23 protein-coding genes, 1 tRNA gene and 1 pseudogene are annotated in these 24,249 nt (G+C 34.6%); 11 read left to right on the top strand and 14 right to left on the bottom strand.

What is annotated here, in order from left to right:
* Nucleotides 1-43: 43 nt before the first annotated feature.
* Nucleotides 44-751 carry a phosphoadenylyl-sulfate reductase gene (locus tag ACMT7R_RS08105; protein ID WP_415311660.1) on the bottom strand — a complete coding sequence of 236 codons (708 nt, stop codon included), beginning with the start codon at nucleotides 749-751 and terminating at the stop codon, nucleotides 44-46.
* Nucleotides 752-994: 243 nt separating this feature from the next.
* On the opposite strand from ACMT7R_RS08105, the gene ACMT7R_RS08100 reads away from it, so the two are divergent.
* Nucleotides 995-2,308: a hypothetical protein gene (locus ACMT7R_RS08100; RefSeq protein WP_415311108.1), complete on the top strand. Its 1,314-nt coding sequence runs from the start codon at nucleotides 995-997 to the stop codon at nucleotides 2,306-2,308.
* Nucleotides 2,309-2,653: 345 nt separating this feature from the next.
* On the opposite strand, the gene ACMT7R_RS08095 is transcribed toward ACMT7R_RS08100, so the two are convergent.
* Nucleotides 2,654-3,142 carry a pentapeptide repeat-containing protein gene (locus tag ACMT7R_RS08095; protein ID WP_415311107.1) on the bottom strand — a complete coding sequence of 163 codons (489 nt, stop codon included), beginning with the start codon at nucleotides 3,140-3,142 and terminating at the stop codon, nucleotides 2,654-2,656.
* 172 nt (nucleotides 3,143-3,314) lie between these two features.
* Nucleotides 3,315-3,794, bottom strand: a complete 480-nt coding sequence (locus ACMT7R_RS08090; protein WP_415311106.1) for a HEAT repeat domain-containing protein — start codon at nucleotides 3,792-3,794, stop codon at nucleotides 3,315-3,317.
* Nucleotides 3,795-3,993: 199 nt separating this feature from the next.
* Here ACMT7R_RS08090 and ACMT7R_RS08085 point away from each other — a divergent pair, with 199 nt between their 5' ends.
* A complete protein-coding gene (locus tag ACMT7R_RS08085) occupies nucleotides 3,994-4,452 on the top strand; it encodes a hypothetical protein (RefSeq protein ID WP_415311105.1) in 459 nt (152 codons plus the stop codon).
* An 85-nt stretch (nucleotides 4,453-4,537) separates the two neighbouring features.
* Nucleotides 4,538-5,488 (top strand): hypothetical protein, encoded by a 951-nt coding sequence (locus ACMT7R_RS08080; protein WP_415311104.1) that lies wholly within the window; start codon nucleotides 4,538-4,540, stop codon nucleotides 5,486-5,488.
* On the opposite strand, the gene ACMT7R_RS08075 is transcribed toward ACMT7R_RS08080, so the two are convergent.
* Nucleotides 5,489-7,615, bottom strand: coding sequence for an acetate--CoA ligase family protein (locus ACMT7R_RS08075; protein WP_415311103.1), 2,127 nt, complete (start codon nucleotides 7,613-7,615; stop codon nucleotides 5,489-5,491).
* Between the two features lie 683 nt (nucleotides 7,616-8,298).
* On the opposite strand from ACMT7R_RS08075, the gene ACMT7R_RS08070 reads away from it, so the two are divergent.
* Both ACMT7R_RS08070 and ACMT7R_RS08065 read left to right on the top strand, forming a co-directional pair.
* Nucleotides 8,299-9,696 (top strand): M20/M25/M40 family metallo-hydrolase, encoded by a 1,398-nt coding sequence (locus ACMT7R_RS08070; RefSeq protein ID WP_415311102.1) that lies wholly within the window; start codon nucleotides 8,299-8,301, stop codon nucleotides 9,694-9,696.
* Between the two features lie 53 nt (nucleotides 9,697-9,749).
* Nucleotides 9,750-10,676 carry a SirB1 family protein gene (locus tag ACMT7R_RS08065; RefSeq protein ID WP_415311101.1) on the top strand — a complete coding sequence of 309 codons (927 nt, stop codon included), beginning with the start codon at nucleotides 9,750-9,752 and terminating at the stop codon, nucleotides 10,674-10,676.
* Nucleotides 10,677-11,055: 379 nt separating this feature from the next.
* Here ACMT7R_RS08065 and ACMT7R_RS08060 read toward each other — a convergent pair whose 3' ends face one another.
* From ACMT7R_RS08060 to ACMT7R_RS08050, 3 genes are all read right to left on the bottom strand, one after another.
* Nucleotides 11,056-11,211: a hypothetical protein gene (locus ACMT7R_RS08060; RefSeq protein WP_172602200.1), complete on the bottom strand. Its 156-nt coding sequence runs from the start codon at nucleotides 11,209-11,211 to the stop codon at nucleotides 11,056-11,058.
* Between the two features lie 324 nt (nucleotides 11,212-11,535).
* A complete protein-coding gene (locus tag ACMT7R_RS08055; protein ID WP_415311100.1) occupies nucleotides 11,536-12,075 on the bottom strand; it encodes a hypothetical protein in 540 nt (179 codons plus the stop codon).
* A gap of 62 nt (nucleotides 12,076-12,137) precedes the next feature.
* Nucleotides 12,138-13,265: a DegT/DnrJ/EryC1/StrS family aminotransferase gene (locus ACMT7R_RS08050; RefSeq protein ID WP_415311099.1), complete on the bottom strand. Its 1,128-nt coding sequence runs from the start codon at nucleotides 13,263-13,265 to the stop codon at nucleotides 12,138-12,140.
* A gap of 231 nt (nucleotides 13,266-13,496) precedes the next feature.
* Between ACMT7R_RS08050 and ACMT7R_RS08045 the strand changes: the two genes are divergently transcribed.
* The 6 genes from ACMT7R_RS08045 (at nucleotide 13,497) to ACMT7R_RS08020 (ending at nucleotide 19,684) form a co-directional block, all read left to right on the top strand.
* Nucleotides 13,497-13,636: transfer RNA gene (locus ACMT7R_RS08045), tRNA-Ser, on the top strand.
* Nucleotides 13,637-13,838: 202 nt separating this feature from the next.
* Entirely contained in the window at nucleotides 13,839-14,945 is a 1,107-nt protein-coding gene (locus ACMT7R_RS08040) for a PQQ-dependent sugar dehydrogenase (RefSeq protein ID WP_415311098.1), read from the top strand.
* A gap of 7 nt (nucleotides 14,946-14,952) precedes the next feature.
* Complete coding sequence (locus ACMT7R_RS08035) at nucleotides 14,953-16,233, top strand: hydroxymethylglutaryl-CoA reductase, degradative (RefSeq protein ID WP_415311097.1); 1,281 nt, start codon at nucleotides 14,953-14,955, stop codon at nucleotides 16,231-16,233.
* Between the two features lie 88 nt (nucleotides 16,234-16,321).
* Entirely contained in the window at nucleotides 16,322-17,317 is a 996-nt protein-coding gene (gene hisG, locus ACMT7R_RS08030) for an ATP phosphoribosyltransferase (RefSeq protein WP_415311096.1), read from the top strand.
* Nucleotides 17,310-18,608, top strand: coding sequence for a histidinol dehydrogenase (hisD, locus tag ACMT7R_RS08025; RefSeq protein ID WP_415311095.1), 1,299 nt, complete (start codon nucleotides 17,310-17,312; stop codon nucleotides 18,606-18,608). Before hisG ends, hisD begins: the two co-directional genes overlap by 8 nt.
* A 2-nt stretch (nucleotides 18,609-18,610) precedes the next feature.
* Nucleotides 18,611-19,684 carry a pyridoxal phosphate-dependent aminotransferase gene (locus ACMT7R_RS08020; protein ID WP_415311094.1) on the top strand — a complete coding sequence of 358 codons (1,074 nt, stop codon included), beginning with the start codon at nucleotides 18,611-18,613 and terminating at the stop codon, nucleotides 19,682-19,684.
* A gap of 11 nt (nucleotides 19,685-19,695) precedes the next feature.
* On the opposite strand, the gene ACMT7R_RS08015 is transcribed toward ACMT7R_RS08020, so the two are convergent.
* The 7 genes and pseudogenes from ACMT7R_RS08015 to rrp4 all read right to left on the bottom strand — a co-directional run.
* Nucleotides 19,696-20,502 (bottom strand): ERCC4 domain-containing protein, encoded by an 807-nt coding sequence (locus ACMT7R_RS08015; RefSeq protein WP_415311093.1) that lies wholly within the window; start codon nucleotides 20,500-20,502, stop codon nucleotides 19,696-19,698.
* Between the two features lie 65 nt (nucleotides 20,503-20,567).
* Nucleotides 20,568-20,981, bottom strand: a complete 414-nt coding sequence (locus ACMT7R_RS08010) for a prefoldin subunit beta (RefSeq protein ID WP_415311092.1) — start codon at nucleotides 20,979-20,981, stop codon at nucleotides 20,568-20,570.
* A 59-nt stretch (nucleotides 20,982-21,040) separates the two neighbouring features.
* Entirely contained in the window at nucleotides 21,041-21,334 is a 294-nt protein-coding gene (locus ACMT7R_RS08005) for a KEOPS complex subunit Pcc1 (protein WP_415311091.1), read from the bottom strand.
* The gene (locus tag ACMT7R_RS08000; RefSeq protein WP_231129081.1) at nucleotides 21,315-21,512 is read right to left on the bottom strand and encodes a transposase; all 198 of its coding nucleotides are present in this window, start codon (nucleotides 21,510-21,512) and stop codon (nucleotides 21,315-21,317) included. Before ACMT7R_RS08000 ends, ACMT7R_RS08005 begins: the two co-directional genes overlap by 20 nt.
* A 37-nt stretch (nucleotides 21,513-21,549) precedes the next feature.
* On the bottom strand, nucleotides 21,550-22,365 hold the full coding sequence (gene rrp42 / locus ACMT7R_RS07995) for an exosome complex protein Rrp42 (protein WP_415311090.1): 816 nt from the start codon (nucleotides 22,363-22,365) through the stop codon (nucleotides 21,550-21,552).
* Nucleotides 22,362-23,099 (bottom strand): exosome complex exonuclease Rrp41, encoded by a 738-nt coding sequence (gene rrp41 / locus ACMT7R_RS07990; RefSeq protein WP_415311089.1) that lies wholly within the window; start codon nucleotides 23,097-23,099, stop codon nucleotides 22,362-22,364. The genes rrp42 and rrp41 overlap by 4 nt, the downstream gene beginning before the upstream one ends.
* 440 nt (nucleotides 23,100-23,539) lie before the next feature.
* Nucleotides 23,540-24,205, bottom strand: a pseudogene (rrp4, locus tag ACMT7R_RS07985) (exosome complex RNA-binding protein Rrp4); the annotation flags it as partial.
* Nucleotides 24,206-24,249 lie beyond the last annotated feature (44 nt).

The raw sequence follows: 24,249 nt of genomic DNA, 5'->3' as shown, positions 1-24,249 counted from the left end.
TTCATTCTTTTTTCTTCTTCTTCATCTTCTTCTCCTAATCATATCACTTGTTCCAATGCAAACCACATTCTTTATGAAAATCATTTTCCCACCACCATCTGCCGGCTCTCAAGTCTTCACCGGGTTTTATTGCACGAGTACATGGGGCACAGCCTATACTCGGATAGCCCTTGTCATGTAATTTATTGTAAGGGACATCATTCTTATTTATGTGGTCCCAGACCATATCATTGGTCCAATCCACAATAGGATTGATCTTGACAATGTTGTTATTTGAAGCGTCTAGTTCAATTTTTTTTACATCAGATCGTGTAGCAGTCTGATCACGTCTCAATCCAGTTATCCACGCATCTAGAGTTTTTAGCATTCTTCTTAATGGATGAACTTTACGAATTGCACAGCACAATTTTCTTTTTTCTATACTGTCGTACATTAGATTGAAGCCATTTTCTGTAACCATTTTTTCAACTTCCAAATAGTCTGGAAACATGGTCTCGATAGATATGGAATATTTTTCTCGTATCTGGTCCATTACATCATAGGTTTCAGGATTGAGCCTGCCCGTATCCAACGTAAAAACCCGGATTTTGTCACCATAAACCTTATGCATCAAATCGATTACTACCACATCTTCTGCTCCAAAGCTGGATGCAAAAGCGATTTTTGGAGCAAAAGTCTCAAGAGACATAGATAAAATCTCTTCTGCAGATTCTGCTTCAAATTTATCGGGATCTGCAGAAAAACGGTTCATAAATTCGGTTTTTCTAATAATATCAGCGGTATTGGACGACAACGTAATAATAATTAATGATTTAACTCATATAACATTATCTCATCTTAAGCGTTATGTAGATGCAATAGAATGGAATGGAATGACATCTAGTTTATTAGGGAGAGTATCCTAGTAAATAGAACTCGTGGTAGGTGAATTAAGGGTCTGAGTTTAGAAAAGTGGGAATTATTTTCAGAGTATAAAAATCTGGGCTTTGATCCGTTGAGATGGTTACCCGATTGTTCCAATGAGTTAAAACATTATGATAACATTGCTAATGAATTTAAAAGAAATAATTTAAGAATAACAATACCTAGTTACTATAGTTATTTTCACTATCCAGAAAAAAAAGAGGCAGAAATAATTAGGAGAATTTATAAAGTCGATGAGGAGCTCAGACACGAGGATTTAAAGACTAAAAAGGCCGTTACGATATTAAAATATGGTAAAAACGTAGTCTATGACGACGACCTTATAGTTGAGGAAATAAAGAAAATATCAAATTCGATTGATTCAAAAATTGAGATAGATAAGTTATCCATTATTCCTACAAATGTCAAAAAAGATTTTCATTTTATATTATTTGATCATATAAAGTCTCACAGAGGGAACAAAACTGGATATACCGTTGTAACTAATTCTAACACCCAGGCAACAGATGTTACCCAATCTATAAGATCTCCAATTCATATGGAAATATCTCTCACAGAGGCGATAAATCTTTTGAATCTTGTTGGATGTACCAAAGATATAAAACTTTATCCTATCTATGACGCTCCAAACGATGAAATGCTTGATGAAATTAGGAAAAATATCGATAGTTTTACAATAAAATACAACTTTACTTTTGAAGACTATAGTTCTTTGAAATTAGGAAGTCTTTTTTTTGGTACCACAGCTGTGGGCAATACTCACAAAGAGTTACCCAATAAATATGATCTAGTACAACAAGATATGCAGATAATAGTTACTGATAAAATAGGACTATTAGCTTGTTTAGGGCTGTACATAATTTCTACCCTAGATAATGAAATAGTTTTGAAAAAAATGAATAGCTATGGAATAGATTTAGAGAAAGTAATTCAGCTAAAGGATCTGGCATTAAAAAATCTTACAGAACCAAGGTTATCGCTTGGAAGAATTGTTTCAAAGTATCTGCCAGATTTTGAAAATGAATTTGACGTAAATTCCAATATATTAGTAACACACCCGATTTCAAAGAATGGTATTTCCTCGTTTAAGGAACTATCACAATTAATAAATAAAGAGGTGGTAATCGACCAACAACAAATACCATATGTAGACAAAGACGTCTCTACGTTTTTGGCAAAGGAGCATCTAATAGCCAATATTGGTGCGTCAACTTCAGATACCAACCTGATAATTGTGTCCAAGGATCTTGCTCCAACGATAGTTGAAGAGCTAGCCAAGCATAAATTCAATCCCACCATCATTGGAAGAATTGGAAAACCTATAATATCTGATAAATCAACAACAGCAAAAAAAGTTCTTTTCCATAATTATGATAAAATCTAATAATGATGAAAGGAAATGACAGCTAGTACTCCTGCACTTTAATCATAATGGTCTAGTCCGTCTATTGCGTATCAATATATGATAGCTATTCGAGTTATGTAAGGTTAACAACTTGATCAAGAAACAAACTAACCAACCCAATATCTCAATATATTATGATGACTATGTTGAAATCCTAATCCTATTATGTATAGTCTATCAAGTCGATATCATACTGTTAGTTTAGAGGATGAATTCAGTATACCTGAAATTGGATACTGTTATCTGTTAGTCTATAGAGTGTTTATCCACAGGAATTACATTATGAAATCTGTTTTAGTAAAACTGTTAAGGAAACAAATTCTGTTACTGTTGCCAAGTTGTTCCATCAAGCTTAGCGAACTTCAAAAATGCTTTGCTTTTATCTAAATTCTCAGTTTTAGCATTAGTAAGATTAGCCTCGACAAAGATTGTTTTATCCAAGATACTTTCACGGAGGTCCACCCCCTGCAAATCTGACCACATAAAATTGGTATTGGTTAATTGACTCTTGGCAAGATTAGAGTCCTTTAGTACAGAGTACATTATCAAAGCTCCAGACATATCAGAACTCTCAAAATCGGTATTTGCTAAATTAGCTTGCACGAAATTAGTACCATTCACTATTGAATTTGAAAAATTACATTCGGTAAAATTTATGCCATTAAGATATGCATTAGACATATCCTTATTTGAAAAATCAGCACCAGTATAGTCTAATTTTAAGGTGAGATTTTTCATACGCCATTGATTAAATTCGTTTACTTGTTCTTCAAGTAACATTATCAAACCTTCATCTTGTTTGGGATCAGACATATAGTATAATCATATTTTTTGTAGAATCAATATTAATTTGTCGATCATTTTGTTATTGTCGTCGTCAGTCCACCGGTAGAAAGTGAATAGAAGATGTGTTGTTATCTTGTCCTTTCTCTTCTTTGGTTTAGAAGATTTTCTTTATTTTTGCTTTTTGCTAAAATTAGAATTATTATCCGCCTGTCAAGGTTGTAAACTTGTTTGTTCTTTTTACATGTGATATGTAATCTAAATTTGCCAGCGCTATCATAGCAGACTCCTTTACCTCCTCACTCTCATCATCATTGAGTGCCTGTTCAAGAGTTTTTCTGGCTTCCTCTGACCCTATAACACCTAACGCCACTGCTGCTTCATGTCTTACAAAAAAACTGGGATCATTTAACACTGCTCTTGATAATGCTTCTATTCCTCTCTTAAACCCCAATTGGCCCAGCGAAAATGCTGCTTCATGTCTTACTAGCTGGTCTGAATCATTTAACAAGACTTGTCCTATAGAATCGATAGCTTTTTCTCCAGAAATATCGGCCAATATGCATACGGCTCTAGTCCTTATTACCAAATCATCATGATTGACTAATTTTTTAAAATACTCTTCATCTTTGTTATCAAAATGTTGTTCCATTTCCATTAACAACTCTAATCTATTATCCAAAGCAGATTTAGAAAAATTTGCGACGTTTTATAATAGTTTGTAAATTTCTCCCCATGGATAATATTGTATTAAGATATTGTTTGTTAATTTGAGTAAGAAGGTCTCCTATTACGGCATCATGATATTTTAAAGTGCTACAAAAATGACAGGGAATTGAATCTACAAATATAAAATACTTTATTTAATCCATAGTTATAACATGCGCGTAAGATATTGGAGACTTAACCTAGACGAATTAAGGAATGGAACATACCCTATTGATAACGCAAATCACTGGGAGATAAAATGTTTACAAGGCGAGCATGAGCATTTTGGAGTATTTTGGTATAGATATGGCACCCCTTTTGATAAAGAACCAGTAAATGGCATTTGTTTTTACTTTAATGAGATACCCTACGATAAAGTTCAAGATATCGCTAATTTTCTAAATTCAAAGTATGGTGGAAAAATACTCTTCAGACAGACAAGAGGATTCTTACAGGGTTCAAAAGAATTTGCAGATAAAGAATCCATAGCACAGCTTGCAGAGGAATTGAGTTTGAGATATAATGCACCTATTGAAATGACAATCGAATTTGAAAGAATAGATAAGGAACAACAGGATCGGCTTATAACTTTGCCAGCGGGTAAGGCGCTACCCATAGTAGGTCCTGATTAATCACTTTAATCAATTTTGCAAAAAAGTAAACAATCAAGATACCTATATATTGTTTGAATTTCACCGTTTAATTGGCCTTGCAATCATGAGTAAAGATAAATCACTTGTAGAAAAAAAATTAAGAGGTTCTGGAGGATACGCAATAGCAAAGGTAAGTGATGATGAACAAAAGAAAGCAAATTTGGGCGGTCCCGAGCTCTTTTTAGCAGGTATTGGTAGGTTAGAAGACAACAGATTCAAGAAATATTATTGTAATAAATGTGAAAAAGAGTATCAAGGAGGACCCAATATTGAATTTGAAAATCCAAATGAAGATTTGGGTGAAAATATAATATTAATTGAAAAAGGGGAATACAAATGCAAAACATGTAATTATGTAATAGCCCAGTATAGAAAATTTAACGAGTCTTCTAGTAATGAAAAAGAAGATGACAAAAATTCCCAATCAAAAATTGATTACAATAATAATAATAATGGAACAAAAGAGGAAGAAGGAGAACAAGCAATAACAACCTCAAAAACAAAAGTTGCAAGCGAATCTGCAGAAAATACTGTTAAAGAAGAAAAACAACAAGATGCTTCTTCTTCTTCCTCTGTTGTGGAGGTAGGAGCTGCTAATGCTGCTACTACTGGCGGCAATGACAAAGGCATGGATTCAAGATCTGACTATATTCAAATTGAACAAATAACAGGTATGCTAACTTATGATCATAATGCACGATTAATAGGCAGGGTAGATGAGATAGGTTTAAGAAAAACACCAGATGGAAAAGTCGAATTCAGTTTCAAAGTAAAAGATTCAGAGAACTCTTCCATTAGTGAGATTCCATGGAATAGGATCTCAAAAATTGGGGACATAATTATTCTATCGTCATCGAGCTCCAATACGGGTAACATATCAAAAGACCCTGCAAACACATATGCATCCTTATCATCAGCCGGGTCAGAATCGCATGGAAAAATTTGCAGTAATTGTAATCATAGCAACGAAGCAGAATCGGTATTCTGCGAAGAGTGTGGCAAAAAATTGGAGTAACTATTTTCTTAATCCAATTCTTACATCAACTACTCTTGAGCCACGTCCCTCTTCTAACACAAGCAGCGGATTTATGTCAAATTCCTCAATTTCTGGAAAGTCTACAAGTAACTGAGAGAGTCGCAGTAGGCAGTCAACCACCGATGCGATGTCAGATGATTTTTCGCCTCTAGCTCCTTTTAGTAATGAAATTGTTTTAATAGATTCGATCATTTCTCTTGCTTCGGATTCAGAAATGGGAGCAAGTCGGAAATTTACATCCTTTAAAATCTCAACGTAGATACCTCCTAGTCCAAACATCAGTAACGGTCCAAATAATTTATCTTGTTTTGCACCAAGGATCAATTCCTTGGAATTTGTAACCATCTCCTGAACCAATACACCTTCAATTTTTGCATTTGCATTGTAATTCTTCACATTGGACAAGATTGTAGTATATGCATTTTTAACGTCATCTGGATTCTTTAAACCGACTTTTACACCGCCTGATTCTGACTTATGTATGATATCTTTAGATGATATCTTCATGACCACAGGAAATCCTATTTCTTCTGCAGCCTTAACAGCCTCATCTGTGTTATTTACCAATGTGCTCTTGGGAACCGGAAATCCATATGCTTGAAGCACCGAATAGCCTTCATCTTCTAGGAGGTTCGTTCTTCCCTGGCTGTATACACTTGACAAAACATTCTTGACCCTCTCTTTATCAACAGAAAATGTAGGTATAGGCTCCTTCTTGCTGTTTAACCATTTGCCAAACTTGTACATTGAATCTAGTGTTCTAATCGCTGGTTCGGCATACATAAAGTGAGGTACACCCCCTTCAGATAGTATACTCTTATTTTCAACTCCTTCTGCTAGTCCCATCAAGGCTGCCAGCATAGTTTTTCCGCTATCCTTTGATGTTCGGATTATTGTTCTTGCCAATTCATTGTAATCTAAAGTTGCAGATGGAGTACACATCGTTACCACAGAACCAACGTTAGGATTAGATAATACTTCAACAAGTACCTTTTCAAACCTATTAAAGTCTGCATCGCCTACTATATCAACTGGATTTCGAGAAGATCCATGTGGCGGAATAACTTTTGATATGTTTTCTCTCGAACCAGAAACGTCTGCCATTTGTATGTTATATTTAGAACACGAATCAGTAGAGATAATAGCAGGTCCACCAGCATTAGAAACTATAACAACACCTTTGTTATCCAGTGGTAATGGTTGTTTTGAGAACGCAGTAGCTAATTCAAACAATTCTTGCATGGTATCAACCCGAATCACACCAGCCTGCTTAAATACAGCATCATAAACTTCATCTGCGCCCATTAATGCACCTGTGTGCGACATTGCTGCTTTGGCTCCTTCAGGGGTCCTTCCAGATTTTAGAACAATGATGGGTTTTTTCTTTTCCAGGGTAATTCTCTTTGAAGTGATCATAAATCTACGTCCATCATGGATATCCTCCAGGTACATCACAATTACCTTTGTATACGGATCATCTTCTAATAATTCAAGAATATCAGTCTCATTCATATCGACCTTGTTTCCCATGCTTATTACTTTGGAAAATCCTATTCCTTGTGCAATGGCATCCTCTACAGTAGCTGCACAAATAGCTCCACTCTGTGAAACAAGGGCTATCTCACCGTGTTTAGGTGTAATTTTTAAAAATGTAAGATTCATCAGATTCTTATCGGTTAAACTCATGATTCCGAGACAGTTTGGACCAATTATCCTTGTTCCATATTTTTTGCCGATTTCTTGAACTTGTCGCTCCAGATTGGCACCATTTTCATCAACCTCCTTAAAACCTGCAGAAACAATAATACATGATTTAATATTTTTTTTTCCAATTTCCTCCATAACTGCAGGAACTGTTCGGTTGGGAGTGGCTACTACCGCAAGGTCAATGTTATCGTCAACATCCAGTACACTTTTGTAGGCTTTGATGTTAAAAACAGAAGAACTTGAAGGTGTGATTGGATAGATCTTTCCAGTGTAGCCGTTCAAAATATTAGAAAAAATGGCTTTGCCAACTCCAGGTTTTTCAGAAGCTCCTATTACAGCTATAGAAGACGGTGAAAGAAAAATGTTCTTTAAATTTTCATGGTCATTTTCATTACTCAATAAAAAAATTTAATAGCACATGGATATAAATATATTAAAAAAAGGCTTTGTCAAATTTACGTCTTATGTCTTGGTCAGTTATTGTCTGTCAACTTTCGTCAGATAATACTCGTTAGTTGAAAAGTTTCGTCACATAGTAAAAGAATAAGTGGTACATCTTCGTATATACATATACGTATGCAAACGTACAAGATCACATCAAATCTCAGGCTATTAATTCACAGGATAAAAACGAAACTATTCTCAAAACCTAAAGCTAGTGAAGTTAATCAATAACTAATTAACCTATTTTGTTTTTAATCTATTCTCGATATTTCTAACGGAATCTAACTCTCTCACTCTTTCTTTCTTTTTTTCAACAGACTCAAAGTTAAAACTCGATACCTAATTTTTCTTTCATTGTCTTGATTGACTCCGCTAGATCAGCTTCATAACACTCAAAAACGTCTAACAAGAGTAGTGCTTCTTTTCATCTCTAAATCACAAGGGTTGTCCATAGATTGTATGCTGAACTCATAAATACAATTTCTGATTATCAGGTGTTTCTCTTAATATTTTATATCTGTAGTTTTATGTGACAGATATTTTTTGCAGTCCGAATTAATCCAGAAAACTGACTCAAAGTTTAGAGCCTAAAAAATTTAGTTTTTATATTAAAGAAATATTTATCATCAACATACTTAATGTCTTCAAACAATTTGACCATAGATATTGATACTCAAGGATTAATAACAGATCTACAAAAGTTGATAAAAATACCAAGTGTTTCTGCAAGAAAGCAAAATCTGGAAGAATGTGCTAAAGAAATCGTTGAAATGATGAAAGGAATAGGGATAGAAGCAGAGTTATTACATCTTCTTGAAAGTGATCAGAAAAACTCTAGTAGCATTCCACCACCATTAGTTTATGGGGAGGTCAAATCAAAATCTAATCCCAATGGTAAGACTTTATTGTTTTATAACCACTATGATGTCCAGCCAGAAGAGCCTATAGATCTGTGGGATTATGAGCCGTTTGAAGGCACAGTAGATGGCAATCTAATTTATGGACGAGGCGCCTCAGACGACAAGGGTGAACTTGTAACTAGATTAAAAGCAATAGAATATTTTCTAAAAAATTTAGGCGACGTGCCAATAAACATAAAGTTCATAGTGGAAGGAGAAGAAGAGATTGGAAGTAACAACATCTCAAAGTATCTAAAAAAGTACAATGAGAAATTTAAAGCCGATATAGTTATTTGGGAATTTGGTTACGTTGATCAGGAACAAAAGCCCATTATCAGTCTTGGGATGAAAGGTCTATTATACGTGGAATTAACTGCCCAAGGCGCATCCAGGGATGTTCATTCAAGTCTAGCAGTTTTGATAGAAAATCCAGCTTGGAGAATCATAAAAGCATTATCAACGATGGTTGATGATAAGGGAAAAATATTGATAAAGGATTGGTATAAAGAAGTCAAAGAGTTATCCAAAGAGGAAAACATAGTGGTAGATAATGAACCCTTTGATGAGGACAGTTTTAAAAAAGAGTACGGTATCAGCAAATTCATCAACAATCTTAAAGGAAAAGGAATCAAGAAGGCCTTAATTTGCGAACCAACATGCAATATTTCTGGATTAAATTCTGGCTATTCTGGACCGGGGGCAAAAACCATAACTCCTTCAAAGGCAATGGTAAAGATCGACTTTAGATTGGTTCCAAACATGGACCCAATGGTGCAGTTTAATAGGCTACAAAATCACCTTAAGGAAAATGGCTTTGATGATATTAAAGTTACAAAGATTCACGGAGAAGCAGCTGGTAGAACAGAACTAAACAATCGATATGTAAAAGTAATTCAAAATTCTGCCAATGAAATTTTTGGAGATTCAATAATATCTATTTCATCTGCAGGAACCGGACCGATGTTCGACTTTATAGATTTGCTAAAAGCACCCTGCATTTCAATTGGCGGGACATACATTTTCTCAAGAATACACTCTCCCAATGAATATGCTAGAATCGACCTTCTTGAAAAAACGACCAAATGTATGATAAGAATCATTGACAATATTTCAAAAACTCCCCTGTCAAGCATTTAGCAGCAATTATTGATCGATTTTACTTATAAGTATGAAAAGAGTTTTTACTATTATTGAGTTTTGAAGGGACAGATGAAGGAAGGGACAAATATAAGGACAGGGATCGAGTTATAGACATAGACAATGATTACTTGCAAGACTGGAATAAAACCATAGTAAAAAAAGTAGACGACAAAAATGATGGAATAAGAAAGATAAACGAATACTTGCTTCATACCGCAAGGATTATTGATTATCCTAACCTCAATGTATCAGAATATTTGACGCAGATCGATGAAATAGGAAAAGAACTAAGTTCAAAGATAAAGTACTCAAAGAGTATGAGGCCGACTCAGGTTATTGAAAAATATAATGATTTTTTCTTTGAAGAGCAAGGATTCAAGCCGAACCTAAGCGACTATTACAATCCGGTTAATAATTATCTCAACATAGTATTAGAAAAAAGAACAGGAATTCCGATAACACTTTCATTATTATATATTCATATTGTAAGTTATCTGAATTTTGAGCTGTATCCAGTTAATTTTCCCTCTCATTTTTTAATTAAATATGTGTTGGATGAAGAAACAAATGACTTTATAGTAATTGACCCATTTAATAAAGGTCGAATAATAGACGACTATGTACTACAAGATGTTTTGAAAAAGGCATATCCAGGATTAGATATATCCGTTTCCAAAGATTTGCTTGAAAAAGCAAAGCCTAAACAAATTCTAATTAGAATCTTAAACAATCTGAAAAATGGATATTCTGAGGTAGATGATCTTAACAAGATCATGAAAATTAATGAAATGATTCTTTCACTGGATAATTCAAACCCTGAGGGAATAAGAGACAAGGGAATAATCCTATATAGAAACAAAGAATATGAAAAGGCTTTAGAAAATCTCTATGAATATATCGAATTAAATCCCGAAGCAAATGATATCGACAGTATATTAGAGCTGGTAAAACAGATAAGAAATACAATTTCAAGTTAGATTTGGAATTGCTATTTTCATTGGTAGAAGACGAAACTAAATGGTTAGCATATCAAAGCAGTCGTGTAATCCTATTTTAAAGTAAAATTTGGGTCAATATCAACAAGTTAGATATCGTTATTGAGTTCATGTAAGTATTTAACTATTCTAAGCCTGCAAGAAAAAACCAGGTCAATATTACAGTTAAAATAGTCAATTATGTTAAAAACCATTCGTTAACATCTAGCGAATATGAAATTTTCGTATACCCAATGAATTAATATGCCTGATAAATTATAGCTTTATTTCTCACAATAACAACCTGAATTGAATTTATACATTTGTATAATAAATCAGATTCTCATAATCACCCGATTTTATTAATAATATAATTTGTAAATTAGACGTTTTTGTTTATTTTGACAAATAATTCCTTAGCATTTTTTCTTGCTTCTTCTGTGATTTCTTCGTTAAAAATAGTATTACTTAAAGAGTCAAGCACTATTTGCCACTCCCTTTCAGTCAATTGAATACTTTTTTTATCGGTGTTGCCCATATTGAAATTTTTTAGTTTTCTGTAATAAAATCTTATTTACGACTATTAAATGAAGAACGGTTACTCCAAGCAATAGCAATTTCGTAAAGTGAGAATTTGAGTATCAAGAAATAATAGGATAAAGAAGGAGGAGGATGAGTTGGGAGAGAAATGCACACGAGGAAGAAAAAGTAGTGAATAAATGAAAACAGAACCAAGGTTTGTTGGCAAGTTAGCGAGAGAGAGAGATTGAAAGAGGGAGAGGGAGAAGAAGATAAAGCGTGTGTATGGAAAATTGAGGGTATGAATATATCAAATAAGGTTATAATATTGCGCTCCTAGTTTTCATGTTCTTTTTGAAATGATAAAAAATCCATGCGCTGAAATTATCAAAGCGGCCAGGGACATCTTTGTAGCAAATACCAAGTTCCATGGAGTATTCGGATTTGGATATGGCATAAACAAATCATCTAACCTTAATTCTCCCTTGACTAAATCCGCAGTTATCAATGCATTCCAAATTATAAAATTATAAAAGAACTCGTAAATCGAAATTATCAATATAGCAAGAACAATTAATTGCAAAATAGACCTCACACTTTTTGGAACATTCTTTACTTTATCTGTTCCAAGTTTAGTAACGCAATACCAAGCTACAACAGAAACTATCATCAAATATGTTACTAATTTTGCTAATCCTTTAACTGGAAATTCGGTATTAACCAGTACCTCGCCTATTATGACTTTTCCAGTAATCAAATATTCATTAATACTAACGTAGAGAGAATAAGCTGTAATCACAGCCATAACAAATGCACAAATATAAAAAACATACAAGTAGAACCGTCTGGAAAGAAGTTCGTCTCTTTCTGTGCTCAGTTTCATTTATATTTAAACCGATTAACTTCTCATATAAAAATGATATATCATATAAAAAATCGGTGAATTTACAGGGTATTTTCGAACGTTCTAATGATGGCGTTTAGATCATCTTTGGCCATCAATGGATGTACGGGTAATGATAGTACATGATTCCATGCCCAAGTCGTGTTAGGTAGTAAATTATCGGCACTCGATCCGGATTTATCAGTATCATTATCGTAATATGGGGTTTTATGCACAGGTGGATCATAGTAAACGGTAGCACCGATTCCTGCTTTGAGAAGATTATCCTTTACTAATTCTCGATGAGAATTATCCTTAAACCCGACTGTAAAAAGATACCAATTAAATTTATTATTCTCTGATTCTTTTGGAAGTTTGAGTATGCCTTTTTGTTCAAAGCTTTTTAAACCTTCAGATAGCAATTCTGCGTTGGCTTTTCTTATTTCCAACATTTGGTTTAATTTTCGCATTTGAGATATTCCTATTGCCGCACAGAGTTCAGGTAGTCGCAAGTTCAATCCAAATACACGAGTATCGTATCCATTAACCATACCGTGATTTCTTATCATTAAAAGTTCTTCGTATATATTATCATCATTAGTAACAATAGCACCACCTTCTCCAGTAGTGAGCACCTTACTTGCGTAAAAGCTAAAGCAGCCCAGATCCCCTATTGTTCCGGATTGTTTTTCATTATATAAAGATCCAAGTGATTGACATGCATCTTCGACTACTTTTATTGATTTAGATTTTGCAATGGCATATAGTCTTTCCATATTGGAGGGATGACCGTACAAATGTACGGGTATAATCGCCTTTGTCTTGTCTGTAATTTTCTTCTCAACATCAGAGAAATCAATTGTATAATCGTCAGTATTGATGTCTGCAAATACCGGTTTGGCTCCAGTTGCGACAACTGAATTTGCCGTGGCTACAAAAGTAAAGGAAGGAAGTATCACTTCATCTCCAGGTTTAATTCCCAAAGACAATAAGGAAGCATGTATCGCAGATGTTCCTGAATTGACTGCGATAACGTGTTTTACATTAAGATATGATTTTAAAAGATTTTCAAAATCTTGAACACGCTTTCCGCCATTTTTGGCAGGAGAAGTTAAAGAATTTTCAGCAAGTACGTTTAGTACCTCTTGTTTGGCATCATCATCCAACCAAGGCTTGTTAATAGGAATCATTATTGAAATACTATGATTACAGATATAAAAATCAGTAAGAAAAAATGTAAAAACCCTCTATAAAATTAAATCATAATGTTGCGTACGGGGGCTTGGCTTGGTTTTCTTTTGTTATGGTATAGGCTTAAAAAGAATTAGGTTTGGGTTTGAGGATGGTGGAGTTCGTATTGTAATACTACTGCCAAATAAGTGGTTAAAATATAATAGAGGGCGATATTAACTAATTTTGGTGCAGATGTGGCAGAGTGGTCATCCTACAAAATCATATTTTTAGGACCATAATAATGCGTCGGCCTTGAGTTAATCAAGGTAGATAACATGAAAGCCGATTCGCCGTACGGCGAGCAGGAGTTCAAATCTCCTCATCTGCGCTCAATTTTACTTGGTGCAAATATTCAAGAATTCTTACAGCAGAGTCGTAATCTATACCCTGAGTAAATTGAAACATATTATCGACGTCAGAGAGGAGGCATTTAACCTGTAAATATACCACCCACCATAACGCAAAAAAAGAGACAATAAAACAATATTTTATAATGTGGCTCTGACACAACATGTATTATATAAAATAAGATGAAAAAATATACTGGTATTATAATTGGAATTATCGTGGTAGTGATAAGTGTCTTCACGATAGCAAATACTCCATCAGATACCACAATTTTATTGCCTTCACCTAACTTTGAAGATAGAGAATCGGCTGTAAGAGTCATGGCAGAAGATTTAGGATATCCTACAAACATTTTAGTTTTACCTGATGAGAGAATGGTATTAACTGAACAAACCGGAAAAACTTTGATCTTTAATAGCAACGGAACATTGCTAAATACAATTCAATTACCTGATAATTATTTTGAAGAAGGTGCAGGCCTGTTAGGATTGGCAGCGGACCCACAATTTGCTAGCAATCATTTCTTGTATCTTTATTATACTTACACAGATAACAATAGCAGCAACATATTCAATAAAGTAATCAGAGCACAGGAAAAAAATAATTCATTAGTTGACGTACAGACGATTATAGACAATATTCCGGCTTCAAAACTTCATAACGGTGGAGCGCTTAAATTCGGTCCCGATGGAAAATTGTACATAAGTGTAGGCGACACAACAGAATCAGAATTATCTCAGAATTTATCTAGTTTTGCAGGAAAAATCCTCCGCTTGAACCCTGATGGAACTATTCCAAATGACAATCCTTTTGATAACTCTTCAATTTATTCATACGGTCACAGAAATGTAGTGGGCATTGCTTGGGATTTTAACAATAATACGATGTACGCTACCGAAGCAGGAAGTACTGGAAATGATGAAATAAACATAATTAAATCAGGCGAGAATTATGGTTGGCCAATAGAAGTATGTGGTACCCCAGAGGAAAGTCTATTTGTTAATGCAGAATATTGCTTTACTCCCTCTGTTTACCCTTCTGGGATTATAATCAGTAATTCATCAGAACTAAATTATTATGGAAAATTATTAGTTGCCACCATAAAAGGAGAACATTTGAGAAGTATTGATCCTATTACAAAAGATCAATCTCCAATATTAACTGGATATGGCAAGATTAAAGATATAACTGAAGATAAGAACGGTTCACTATATATAATAACAAACAATAGAGGATTTTATGACGATTCTGGATCTGATAGAATTTTAAAGATAATTAGGAATCAGTGAGTAAAGATTGGAACTAAAAAAATTTAGAGATATGAATCAGGATGAAAGGCTTCACTATCTAAAGACAAGAACAAATTTGGATGAAAAAGATATTGATTTGTTTAGAAACACAGGAGCAATCAAATTTGATACTATTAATGGGATGGTAGAAAACGCTATTGGAATCTTTCCTCTACCCATTGGAATAGCAACGAATTTTGTTATCAACGGTAAAGAATATTTAATCCCTATGGCAATAGAAGAACCTTCTGTTATTGCAGCAGCTAGTAATGCTGCAAAAATAGCCGGCAGAGGAGGAGGATTTATTGCTCATGCAGACGATTCTATAATGATAGGGCAGGTTCAATTAATCCCCATACACAAGAATTCAACCAATAAATCAGAAATTAATGATAATAACATAATCAAAGTATTACAAGACAATAAAAACAAAATAACTTTGCTAGCAAATACAAAGAGCAAATTTGCAGAGTGTATAGATATTAAATTCAAACTTGTAGAAGATGAAAGTATAAACAACCTAGGAAGAATGATAATAGTTGAGATTCTAGTAGATACCAAAGACGCGATGGGAGCCAATGTAATAAATACAATGTGCGAAGCCATAGCCCCAGAGATTGAATTACTAACAGGTGGTAAAGTAATATTGAAAATTTTGTCTAATTATGCTACAGAACGCCTAGTAAGATGCAAGGCGATATTTCCGAGGGATCTAATTGGTGGTGAACATATTCTTAAAAGGATTTTATTTGCTTATGCTATGGCATACACCGATACACATAGAGCAGTAACTCATAACAAAGGAATAATGAATGGAATCGATAGTGTTGCCATAGCCGCGGGCCAGGATTTTAGAGCTATTGAAGCAGGTTGTCATGCATACGCTTGTAGAGATGGGCATTATAGATCATTGACCAAATGGTATCAAGATTCTAACGGGGACCTAGTTGGAGAAATAGAAATTCCTATGGCAGTTGGAACGGTTGGAGGAATAACAAACACACATCCACTTGTTAAGTCATGCTTAAGATTATTGAACGTATCGAGTTCGAAAGAATTAGCAACTATAATAGCCGCATCAGGGTTGGCACAGAATTTCTCAGCAATAAGGGCATTATCAGACGAAGGCATACAGAAAGGGCATATGAAATTGCATTCAAAAAATATTGCGATTATTGCAGGAGCTACAAATGAACAGATTGAATTGGTTTCAAAAAAAATGGTTGAGGAGAGCAATGTCTCGGTATCAAGGGCCAGAGAAATTCTCGATACACTAAATAAAACATGAACTTGATTAACAGAATTTCTTATCGTCCTATCATTAAAAAAACAAATAAACTACACGATAATTAGTATAGTCGATATAGGTATCAAATATGGGTATTGTTAAATTTGTGGTGCCCAAAGGCAGTATAGAAGAGGCTACTTTTCAAATAATAGAAAGAGCATGGCAATGTAACGTTAGCGGCAGGGGTAGAATATACAGAGTAAAAATTGCGGACCCAGAGATAGAGGTCAAGATTCTAAGACCACAAGAAATTCCTACATATGTACAGGAGGGGTTTCACGATGTAGGAATAACTGGTAAAGACTGGATAAAAGAAACCAATGCCGATGTCAAAGTATTATTAGACTTGGAATATGGTAAAGTAAAACAGGTAATAGCTATTCCAGAATCCTTCAAGTTTAACAGCCTAGATGAGTTGATAGACGATTTTGCACTAAACAAAAAGACGTTGAGATTTTCGACTGAATATTTAAAATCGGCATCTCAATACATAAAATCAAAAGGAAATTATAAAAAGCACTTTGGAGATTTGGAACCTACAATAGTAACTCCATGGTCCAGAACAGGTGACAACAAATTGGTAGAAATATTTTTGTCATTTGGAGCAACGGAAGCAAAACCACCAGAAGATGTTGACGCAGTTTTTGATATCACAGAAACAGGAACGACTTTAATTCAAAACAATCTAAAAATTATAGATCAAGTTATGGAATCCACGGCCGTACTCATAGCCAATAAAGAAGCACTAAAAGATCCCATAAAAAGAGAAAAGATAATAGATATGATTGTTTTGCTAAAGGGTGTTGTAGAGGCCAGGAAGAAATTGCATATTTTCGTTAACGTGGAAAAGGACAATCTCAAAGCGTTACTAAACATCCTTCCTTCATTAAAAGGACCAACCGTAAGTAACCTAAGTACAGAAGGTTGGTTCGGAGTAAACACCATAATTGACAAAAATGAGTTTATTAGACTTGTTCCAACCATAAGAAAAATTGCTCAGGGTCTTGTCATTTTAGAACCCAGTCAAATATTGTCAATGGACAAAGTCATTTTAGATGATAAAGATGAAGTAAAAATTGATTAATATCATAGACATCAAAGACCCACAAGAACAAGCAAGTGAATTAAGAGAAAGATCATGGAACAAAGATTTGTCTATTCCTACAAGAAATGTTCTAAAAATCATGGACATTATAAAAGCTGAAGGAGATGAGGGAATATCAAAATGTATTAAAAAATATGAGAACGTTAAGACAATGGATTCATTTGTTGTTAGCAAGGAAGAAATCAAGGAGGCATATGAAAATGTTTCGGCAAAACAAATCAGAATCATAAAATATATGAAATCGAAATTAGAAAAAAGCGAACAAGCAGTTATTGATAGTTTAAAAAATATAAACATTAACTCAGACGGAATCAAAATAAAAAAAACTGTTTTACCTATTTTTAGGGTGGGTTGTTACACTCCAGGCGGAAAAGCTAGATATCCAAGTACTATTGTTATGTGTGCAGTACCTGCTAAAGTTGCAGGAGTAAAAGAAATAGTTGCCATTACTCCTCCTATGAAAAACGGTAAGGTGGATCCACTAACTCTTGTAGCAGGAGACATTTGCGGTGTTAATGAGTTTTACAAGATTGGGGGAGCTTATGGAATAGCCGCATTAGCATATGGCACAAAGACCATAAAAAGAGTTGACAAGATTGTAGGGCCTGGTGGAGTGTATGTTTCTGTTGCAAAGTCCATAGTATCAAAAGACGTTTCCATAGATATGATAGCAGGGCCGACAGAATTGTTGGTATTCGCTGATGAAAAATCAAATCCACGTTATATTGCACTGGATCTGATTTCTCAAGCAGAGCATAGCGAAGATACACTCTGTGGGGTAGTAACTAAATCAAAATCGATAGCTACCAAAATTTCCTTAGAACTTGACACAATAATTAAGGAAACCAACATATCCAGAAAGGAATTTGTAGAGAAAAGCATTGATAACAATGGATTCATTGCATTATGCCAAAACGATAAACAAATAACAGAATTTATTAATGAATTTGCACCTGAGCATTTAGAAATATTCTCAACTCATAACAAGAATTTAATCAAAGAGATCCGTAATGCTGGTTTAATATTAATAGGCCAGTACACTCCGTCTTCGGTAAGTGATTATTGCCTTGGTTCTAATCACGTCTTACCCACATACAGATTTGCAAAATCCAGGTCAGCATTATCTGTTTTAGATTTCATTAAATTAGTAAACATGATAGAAATGAATAAAGACACCCTAGCGAAAATTTCTCCCATTATGAAAGAAATCACTTTGACAGAAGGACTAGTTAATCACTATGAAGCAGTAAAAGGAAGGCTGACAAAATAACGATGGTAGAGTGGTTAGAAAAAGAGCTTGTCTATATTAAATCTCACAAACCCTATAAAAGACCAGATAAAGTTCATGACTTTTATAAATTAGATTCCAATGAAAATATAGTATTAGAAAAGAATTTAATTAGAGCAATCGCAATGAAATCGCTTCGTGAAAGTGATTTTAGGGAATATCCACTAGAGCAATTTGACAAATTGTATAAAAAATTATCAGAGTATACCAATTTGAGTACAAGAAATATTGGAGTTGGTAGCGGTTCTGATCAAATAATGGATTTATTACTATCAACGATTGGTAAAGGTAGAAGCGTAATCACACTAAATCCCACTTTCTCTTATTTTGTAGACAGATGTAATTTATATAAAATACCAACAAAACAAATTGATCTTTCAAGTTTAGACAATTCTTTTGATGTCGAATTGTTCATTAAGAAGGCAAGAGAATACGACATAATATACATAGCATCACCAAACAATCCTACAGGAAATCAATTCAGGTTCTATGAAATATTAAATATAATTGAATCATTAAAAGATAAACTAATAATAATAGACGAAGCTTATGTCGAATTTGCTGAATATAATTTAGCAAACACAGTATCAAAGTATAATAACGTTGTAATTATGAGAACGTTTTCAAAGGCTTTTGGGTTGGCCGGTGCTCGAATAGGCTATATGCTAACCAACGAACATTTGGCAGATATATTCAATCAGTATTTACAACTACCATATCCTCTTAGTAGTTTTTCAATGCAATTGGCAATTGAAGTTCTTGCAAATATACACATAGTAAAAAGAAGTATCGAATTGATAAAAACCGAAAGATCAAAAATATTTGAGAAATTAAACAAAATGAATCAAATCAAAATATTTGAATCACATTCTAACTTCTTTTTCTTTCAAACGTTTAATCATTTTGACAAAATAAAGAATTCAATGATGAATGAAAAAATATTGATAAAGAACTTTGGAAATCTAGGAAATTACCAAGGGGCTATGAGAATTACCATAGGAAATACTGAGATGAATGAAAAAATAGTTTCAATATTTGAAAAATCACAATCAACTTAGGAGATAGTTAATCAAGGACTGTCATTGGTCGAAGTGGTGCTGCTGGTAGCCGTGGTTGTGGCGGTGGTAGTGGTGGTAGTAGTATCCAGTTCCTGATCAGAATTTTCCATCATTAATTTCTTTTGAGTATAGACATTGACTTCGGTAGAAACAGATGTATCCAGAATTTTTCTTATTTTTTCTGCCCTCATATTACCAATACCAGGTACCCTAGCAAGCTCTGCAATTGAAGCGTTCAAAACATTCCGAGGAGAATGAAATTTTTCCAATAGTCGTGTAGCCACCTTAGAACCTATTCCAGGTAAAGAAGTAAGAACATATAATTGTTGAAGGACAAATGGGTTTGATTTTTTGATCTTTTTTAAAAGGGGTCCCTCGTTTTTGTTTTTGAATTGGTTTGAAGCCAACAAAACCAATAGTTCAGCGGTATAATAAACAGAACTGGTGTACAAGACGGGTAGTCGAAAATCGAGTGCAACCTTAATCAAGGTTTCGTAGGCTATGCGAAGTTTGTCAATTATTAATCTAGAATCTGAAGAAAAATCCTCCCGGGTATCAAGATCTGTTAAATTTCCTTCAACAATAATTACAGGTCTGGAATAATGTTTTATTAGATCGGAACACTGTACAAATAAACGACCATCGTAAACAGAATTAAGTAAATCATATATTGTTTTTCTTTCAATGATAGTTTCTGATGAAACTATATAGTCCCCAATTACTAATTGTTTATAATCCACATGCACTCCCATTAGTTTTAGTAAATCAGGAACACGACTATTTTTCTCTCTCTCATCTACTACAATTCTAATAGCCAATATTATAATAACAAAACAAATAGTCTTAATTAATATTAATAGGAAAGAAAAAATTATGGTTGTTTTTATGAGGATGGTGGCGGGCTAAATTTATTACCAGATGGTGATGATGGTGGTGATGAACCCGACTGGGCCATATGCATCATTTGGTTAATCTTGCTTTCAACTTCTTTGAGATTTTCTTTGACTCTGGATTCTTGCTTTCCTAAAACAACGGTTCTAGTGTTTGACAATTCTTTCTTCTCCTCTAATTCCTTTATCAGATCATCTCTGTTAGACTTGACCAGTAGTGGGCCTGCTAACTTGTATACAGTATCATCGGCAGTAGTTTTCTTTAATTCCTCCAATGCTCTTTCGGTTTCAGATACTTCTAGTTCAACCTGTTGTTTTTGCATCATTATTGCTTGAAGGTTTTGTTGTAATTGTTGTAACCTCGCAAGCTGCTCTCTGAGCCATGGAGGAAGCTCTTGTTCACTCATTGTTTATACAGACTAACTAGATATGCACTGAGATAAAAATTATTATGGTTGGATTATTATTATTGTTTATCTATCTGAATTACAGAATAAGACAAATCAATCAATCTCAAAAGTGATACAATAGTTGCACGAAATTTGGATACATTGTTACTTGAAATAGATACTACAATACAGTTATTTTCAGTGGAAACAGTAACTTGGGCACCAAAATCAGGAGTAGACTGTATATCGCCTTTTAGAGCAACAAATATGGAATTTAATTGTTGAGTTAATAAATTAGTGGGATCTTTAAAGAAATCTGGATTGGGTTTTATATCAAAATAAATATGGATTCTAGAGTTGTAGTTTTCCAAGATTTATGTCATATGCCCCTGCAGCTACCTTATATTCACATTTACCACATTGCCAAATACCAATAGAGATTCTTCGGAATTTTAGTGAAGTACAGCTGGGACATCTTCTTTTTTGTTTTAAAGTTCTATAGACCTTACCATATCTTTTTCGTACAGTAGCACCAAATTTTACACCCAAACCTTTTAGTGCTGTTGAGCCCTTTTTCCTTTTAATCTTAGTTCAACTCCTTTATTTTAGAGCGTATTTCCTCTCCTTTAATTCTTGCTATTTCGGAGAAGCTAATAATTTGATCAAAAGTGAATGGACCTGTAAACCCTTTTTGTACCGCAACTATGCTTCCATCTGATTGAGTAGTCATAGTTATACGTGCATCCATACATGCCTCTTCTTCGGTAGTGGGATCTAATAGTACTGATTCGCCGATTTTAACTGCAGTGATTGAAATTGGGATAGTAGTAATAGGAGGGGGCATGGTTTTACCCGTATCTACTACCTTATCATCTTGCATTTCAAAAATCGGAAATTTACTTGTCGATAAGGCTGCCACAACAGCATAAGAAGTAGCATCTAGCAAATTACCATCGCTGTTTATTATACTACAATCAACAAAAACGGTGTAGACAATTTTTCCTGGAACCAAAACCAATTTGTCCAAGTCCAGCATTTCTGATTCACGTACTCCTCTATCGACAACTCTAGACAATTCGATTGCATCTTCATCGGGAGGTCCGGGTTCAACATGTGGAGAGGCAGTAGGCAAAACTTCTGCGGACATGATCAATGCTCCTTTATTTTCTAATCCTTCAAATGGTTCGCCTGTTTCTACTTTAACCCCTGCAATAACTTCGGTGTTTCCAAGTATCACCTTTGCAGAACCAGATGCCTTATCGATTATGCCCACCTCAATTTCGAGGTTTCTGTAGGACTCGTATTCACGACCGTCCAATCTTTTTCCTCTAGTCAAGGCTTCTAACATTTGTTGTTTTCGTAGTTGTTCAACTATTATTGTAGAACGTTTAGATGAACTCATACCTCTTCTTTTACCTCCAATTCATTTCCAAAATACTTCTTCATTAGAGCATCCTTTTGTATTTCATATACTAATTTACATCCATCAATTGCCTTATTCAAACATTCACTAAATTGAGCAGTAGTAAGCTTTCCATCAACTTGAAGTAATGTAATTTGTTCCAAATTAGGCAGATATGCTACAGGCATATCAGCATCTCCTTCTTTATCTTCCAAGTCGTTAACATCCAAAACGATATTATCTGCTATTCTTCCCGCAGCACAGGCAGAGACTAAATCACGCATATTAATTCCAGCATCTGCCAATGCTACCGATGCGGCATTAATACCAGCACATCTAGATCCGCCATCAGCTTGCAACACCTCAACAAATACGTCAATAACAGCTCGAGGATAGTCGCTCAATATTAATGAGGGCTCTAATGACTCGCGCATTACTTTTGATATCTCTACTTCTCTTCTAGAGGGGGCAGGATTTTTTCTTGTATCTGTTGAAAATGGAGACATGTGATATCTACATCTAAGAACACATCTATCAGGAAGGGCCATATGTTTTGGGTGGACTTCACGTGGTCCATAAACAGCCACAATTATCTTGTTCTTTCCAAATTCTATAAAAGCAGAACCGTCTGCATTTTTTACCACGCCGACGGTAATTTTGATTGGACGTAGATCATCTATTCCTCTACCATCAGATCTTTTTCCGTTTTCATCCAATAAGGTTAATTCTTTCAAGCTATACACATCCTATTTAATCACTCTTGTTTTTTTTCTTTTTGATCGTTATTGCTGTTGTTGCTGGATGATTTTTCAGAATTGTCAATTTTGTGTTTTTCCTTTGAACTAGACTTGGAAGTATTTTGTTGTTGCTGTTGTTCTTCCTGCTGTTGACCTTTTTGTTTTTGTCCTTGTTGTTGAGGTGGCTGTGGTTCGGAGGTTGGTTGTTGTCCTTGTTGTTGTTGAGGTGGCTGTGGTTCGGAGGTTGGTTGTTGTCCTTGTTGTTGTTGAGGTGGCTGTGGTTCGGAGGTTGGTTGTTGTCCTTGTTGTTGTTGCTCCTGCTGCTGTTGTTGTTCTTGTGGCTGTTGTTGTTGTTGTTGTTGTTGAGGTGTCTGTGGCTCGATGTCAGCGGATGCATTAACTGATTCTGGTTGTTCTGGATCTTCTGGGTCTTGAACATTTAGCAAAGCCTTGACTCTTTGAGTAAGATTAGTGGTATGTGACTCTTCTTCCACTAGTCTTATGGCCTTTGCAGCTAAACTCAGCCCATCAGGATCCCTGCCCGTAACAACTACTATGCCATTTTGACCAATAATAACTCGAGTTTGAGTAGCTTGTTCTATTGTTTGAATCATGGAACCTCGCTTACCTATCAACCGTGGGACTCGAGTTGGAGAAATTTTAATGAATTCACCATATGGAATTTTACCCAAATCTTTATCTTGAACTGTAAGCATAGGATCTCGAGTCCTATCGAATGATACAATCCTTGCAATAATTAAATCACCAATGCTTAATTGACGCCCCATATCATCTTTAGCGGGTGAAAAATCACGACCAAATACATCTTGAGCCGGCAAATGTGCAAAAAAACATGCATTGATATCAACATCCCACGATAAAGAAGATCGATCGATGATCTTTCCTATTACCAGATCATTTACGCGTGGGATATATACACCTGATAAGGGAATAACTTTCACACCATCTTTACCAGCCTCAGCAATTCCGACTCTTGTTGATACTAAATAATTACCACTTTTAACAACATTCATCAAAGGTTTATAATTACCCTCAATAATCTTATCTCCAGGTATAACATACCTTCTCTTTATTTCTTGCATTTTAGGAATTATCTACCCCCAATAACAAAAAATATGTAAAATGA

It is taken from the genome of Candidatus Nitrosocosmicus sp. FF01 (assembly GCF_047711275.1).
In the GTDB taxonomy this organism is placed as follows: domain Archaea; phylum Thermoproteota; class Nitrososphaeria; order Nitrososphaerales; family Nitrososphaeraceae; genus Nitrosocosmicus.
This window is presented reverse-complemented; position numbering and strand designations above follow the sequence as displayed.

Coding starts and splice junctions, on each gene's coding strand:
- ACMT7R_RS08105 (WP_415311660.1), bottom strand. CDS start 751: ATGAACCGTTTTTCTGCAGATCCCGATAAATTTGAAGCAGAATCTGCA.
- ACMT7R_RS08095 (WP_415311107.1), bottom strand. CDS start 3,142: ATGTCTGATCCCAAACAAGATGAAGGTTTGATAATGTTACTTGAAGAA.
- ACMT7R_RS08085 (WP_415311105.1), top strand. CDS start 3,994: ATGCGCGTAAGATATTGGAGACTTAACCTAGACGAATTAAGGAATGGA.
- ACMT7R_RS08080 (WP_415311104.1), top strand. CDS start 4,538: ATGAGTAAAGATAAATCACTTGTAGAAAAAAAATTAAGAGGTTCTGGA.
- ACMT7R_RS08070 (WP_415311102.1), top strand. CDS start 8,299: ATGTCTTCAAACAATTTGACCATAGATATTGATACTCAAGGATTAATA.
- ACMT7R_RS08060 (WP_172602200.1), bottom strand. CDS start 11,211: ATGGGCAACACCGATAAAAAAAGTATTCAATTGACTGAAAGGGAGTGG.
- ACMT7R_RS08055 (WP_415311100.1), bottom strand. CDS start 12,075: ATGAAACTGAGCACAGAAAGAGACGAACTTCTTTCCAGACGGTTCTAC.
- ACMT7R_RS08050 (WP_415311099.1), bottom strand. CDS start 13,265: ATGATTCCTATTAACAAGCCTTGGTTGGATGATGATGCCAAACAAGAG.
- ACMT7R_RS08040 (WP_415311098.1), top strand. CDS start 13,839: ATGAAAAAATATACTGGTATTATAATTGGAATTATCGTGGTAGTGATA.
- hisG (WP_415311096.1), top strand. CDS start 16,322: ATGGGTATTGTTAAATTTGTGGTGCCCAAAGGCAGTATAGAAGAGGCT.
- ACMT7R_RS08020 (WP_415311094.1), top strand. CDS start 18,611: ATGGTAGAGTGGTTAGAAAAAGAGCTTGTCTATATTAAATCTCACAAA.
- ACMT7R_RS08010 (WP_415311092.1), bottom strand. CDS start 20,981: ATGAGTGAACAAGAGCTTCCTCCATGGCTCAGAGAGCAGCTTGCGAGG.
- rrp42 (WP_415311090.1), bottom strand. CDS start 22,365: ATGAGTTCATCTAAACGTTCTACAATAATAGTTGAACAACTACGAAAA.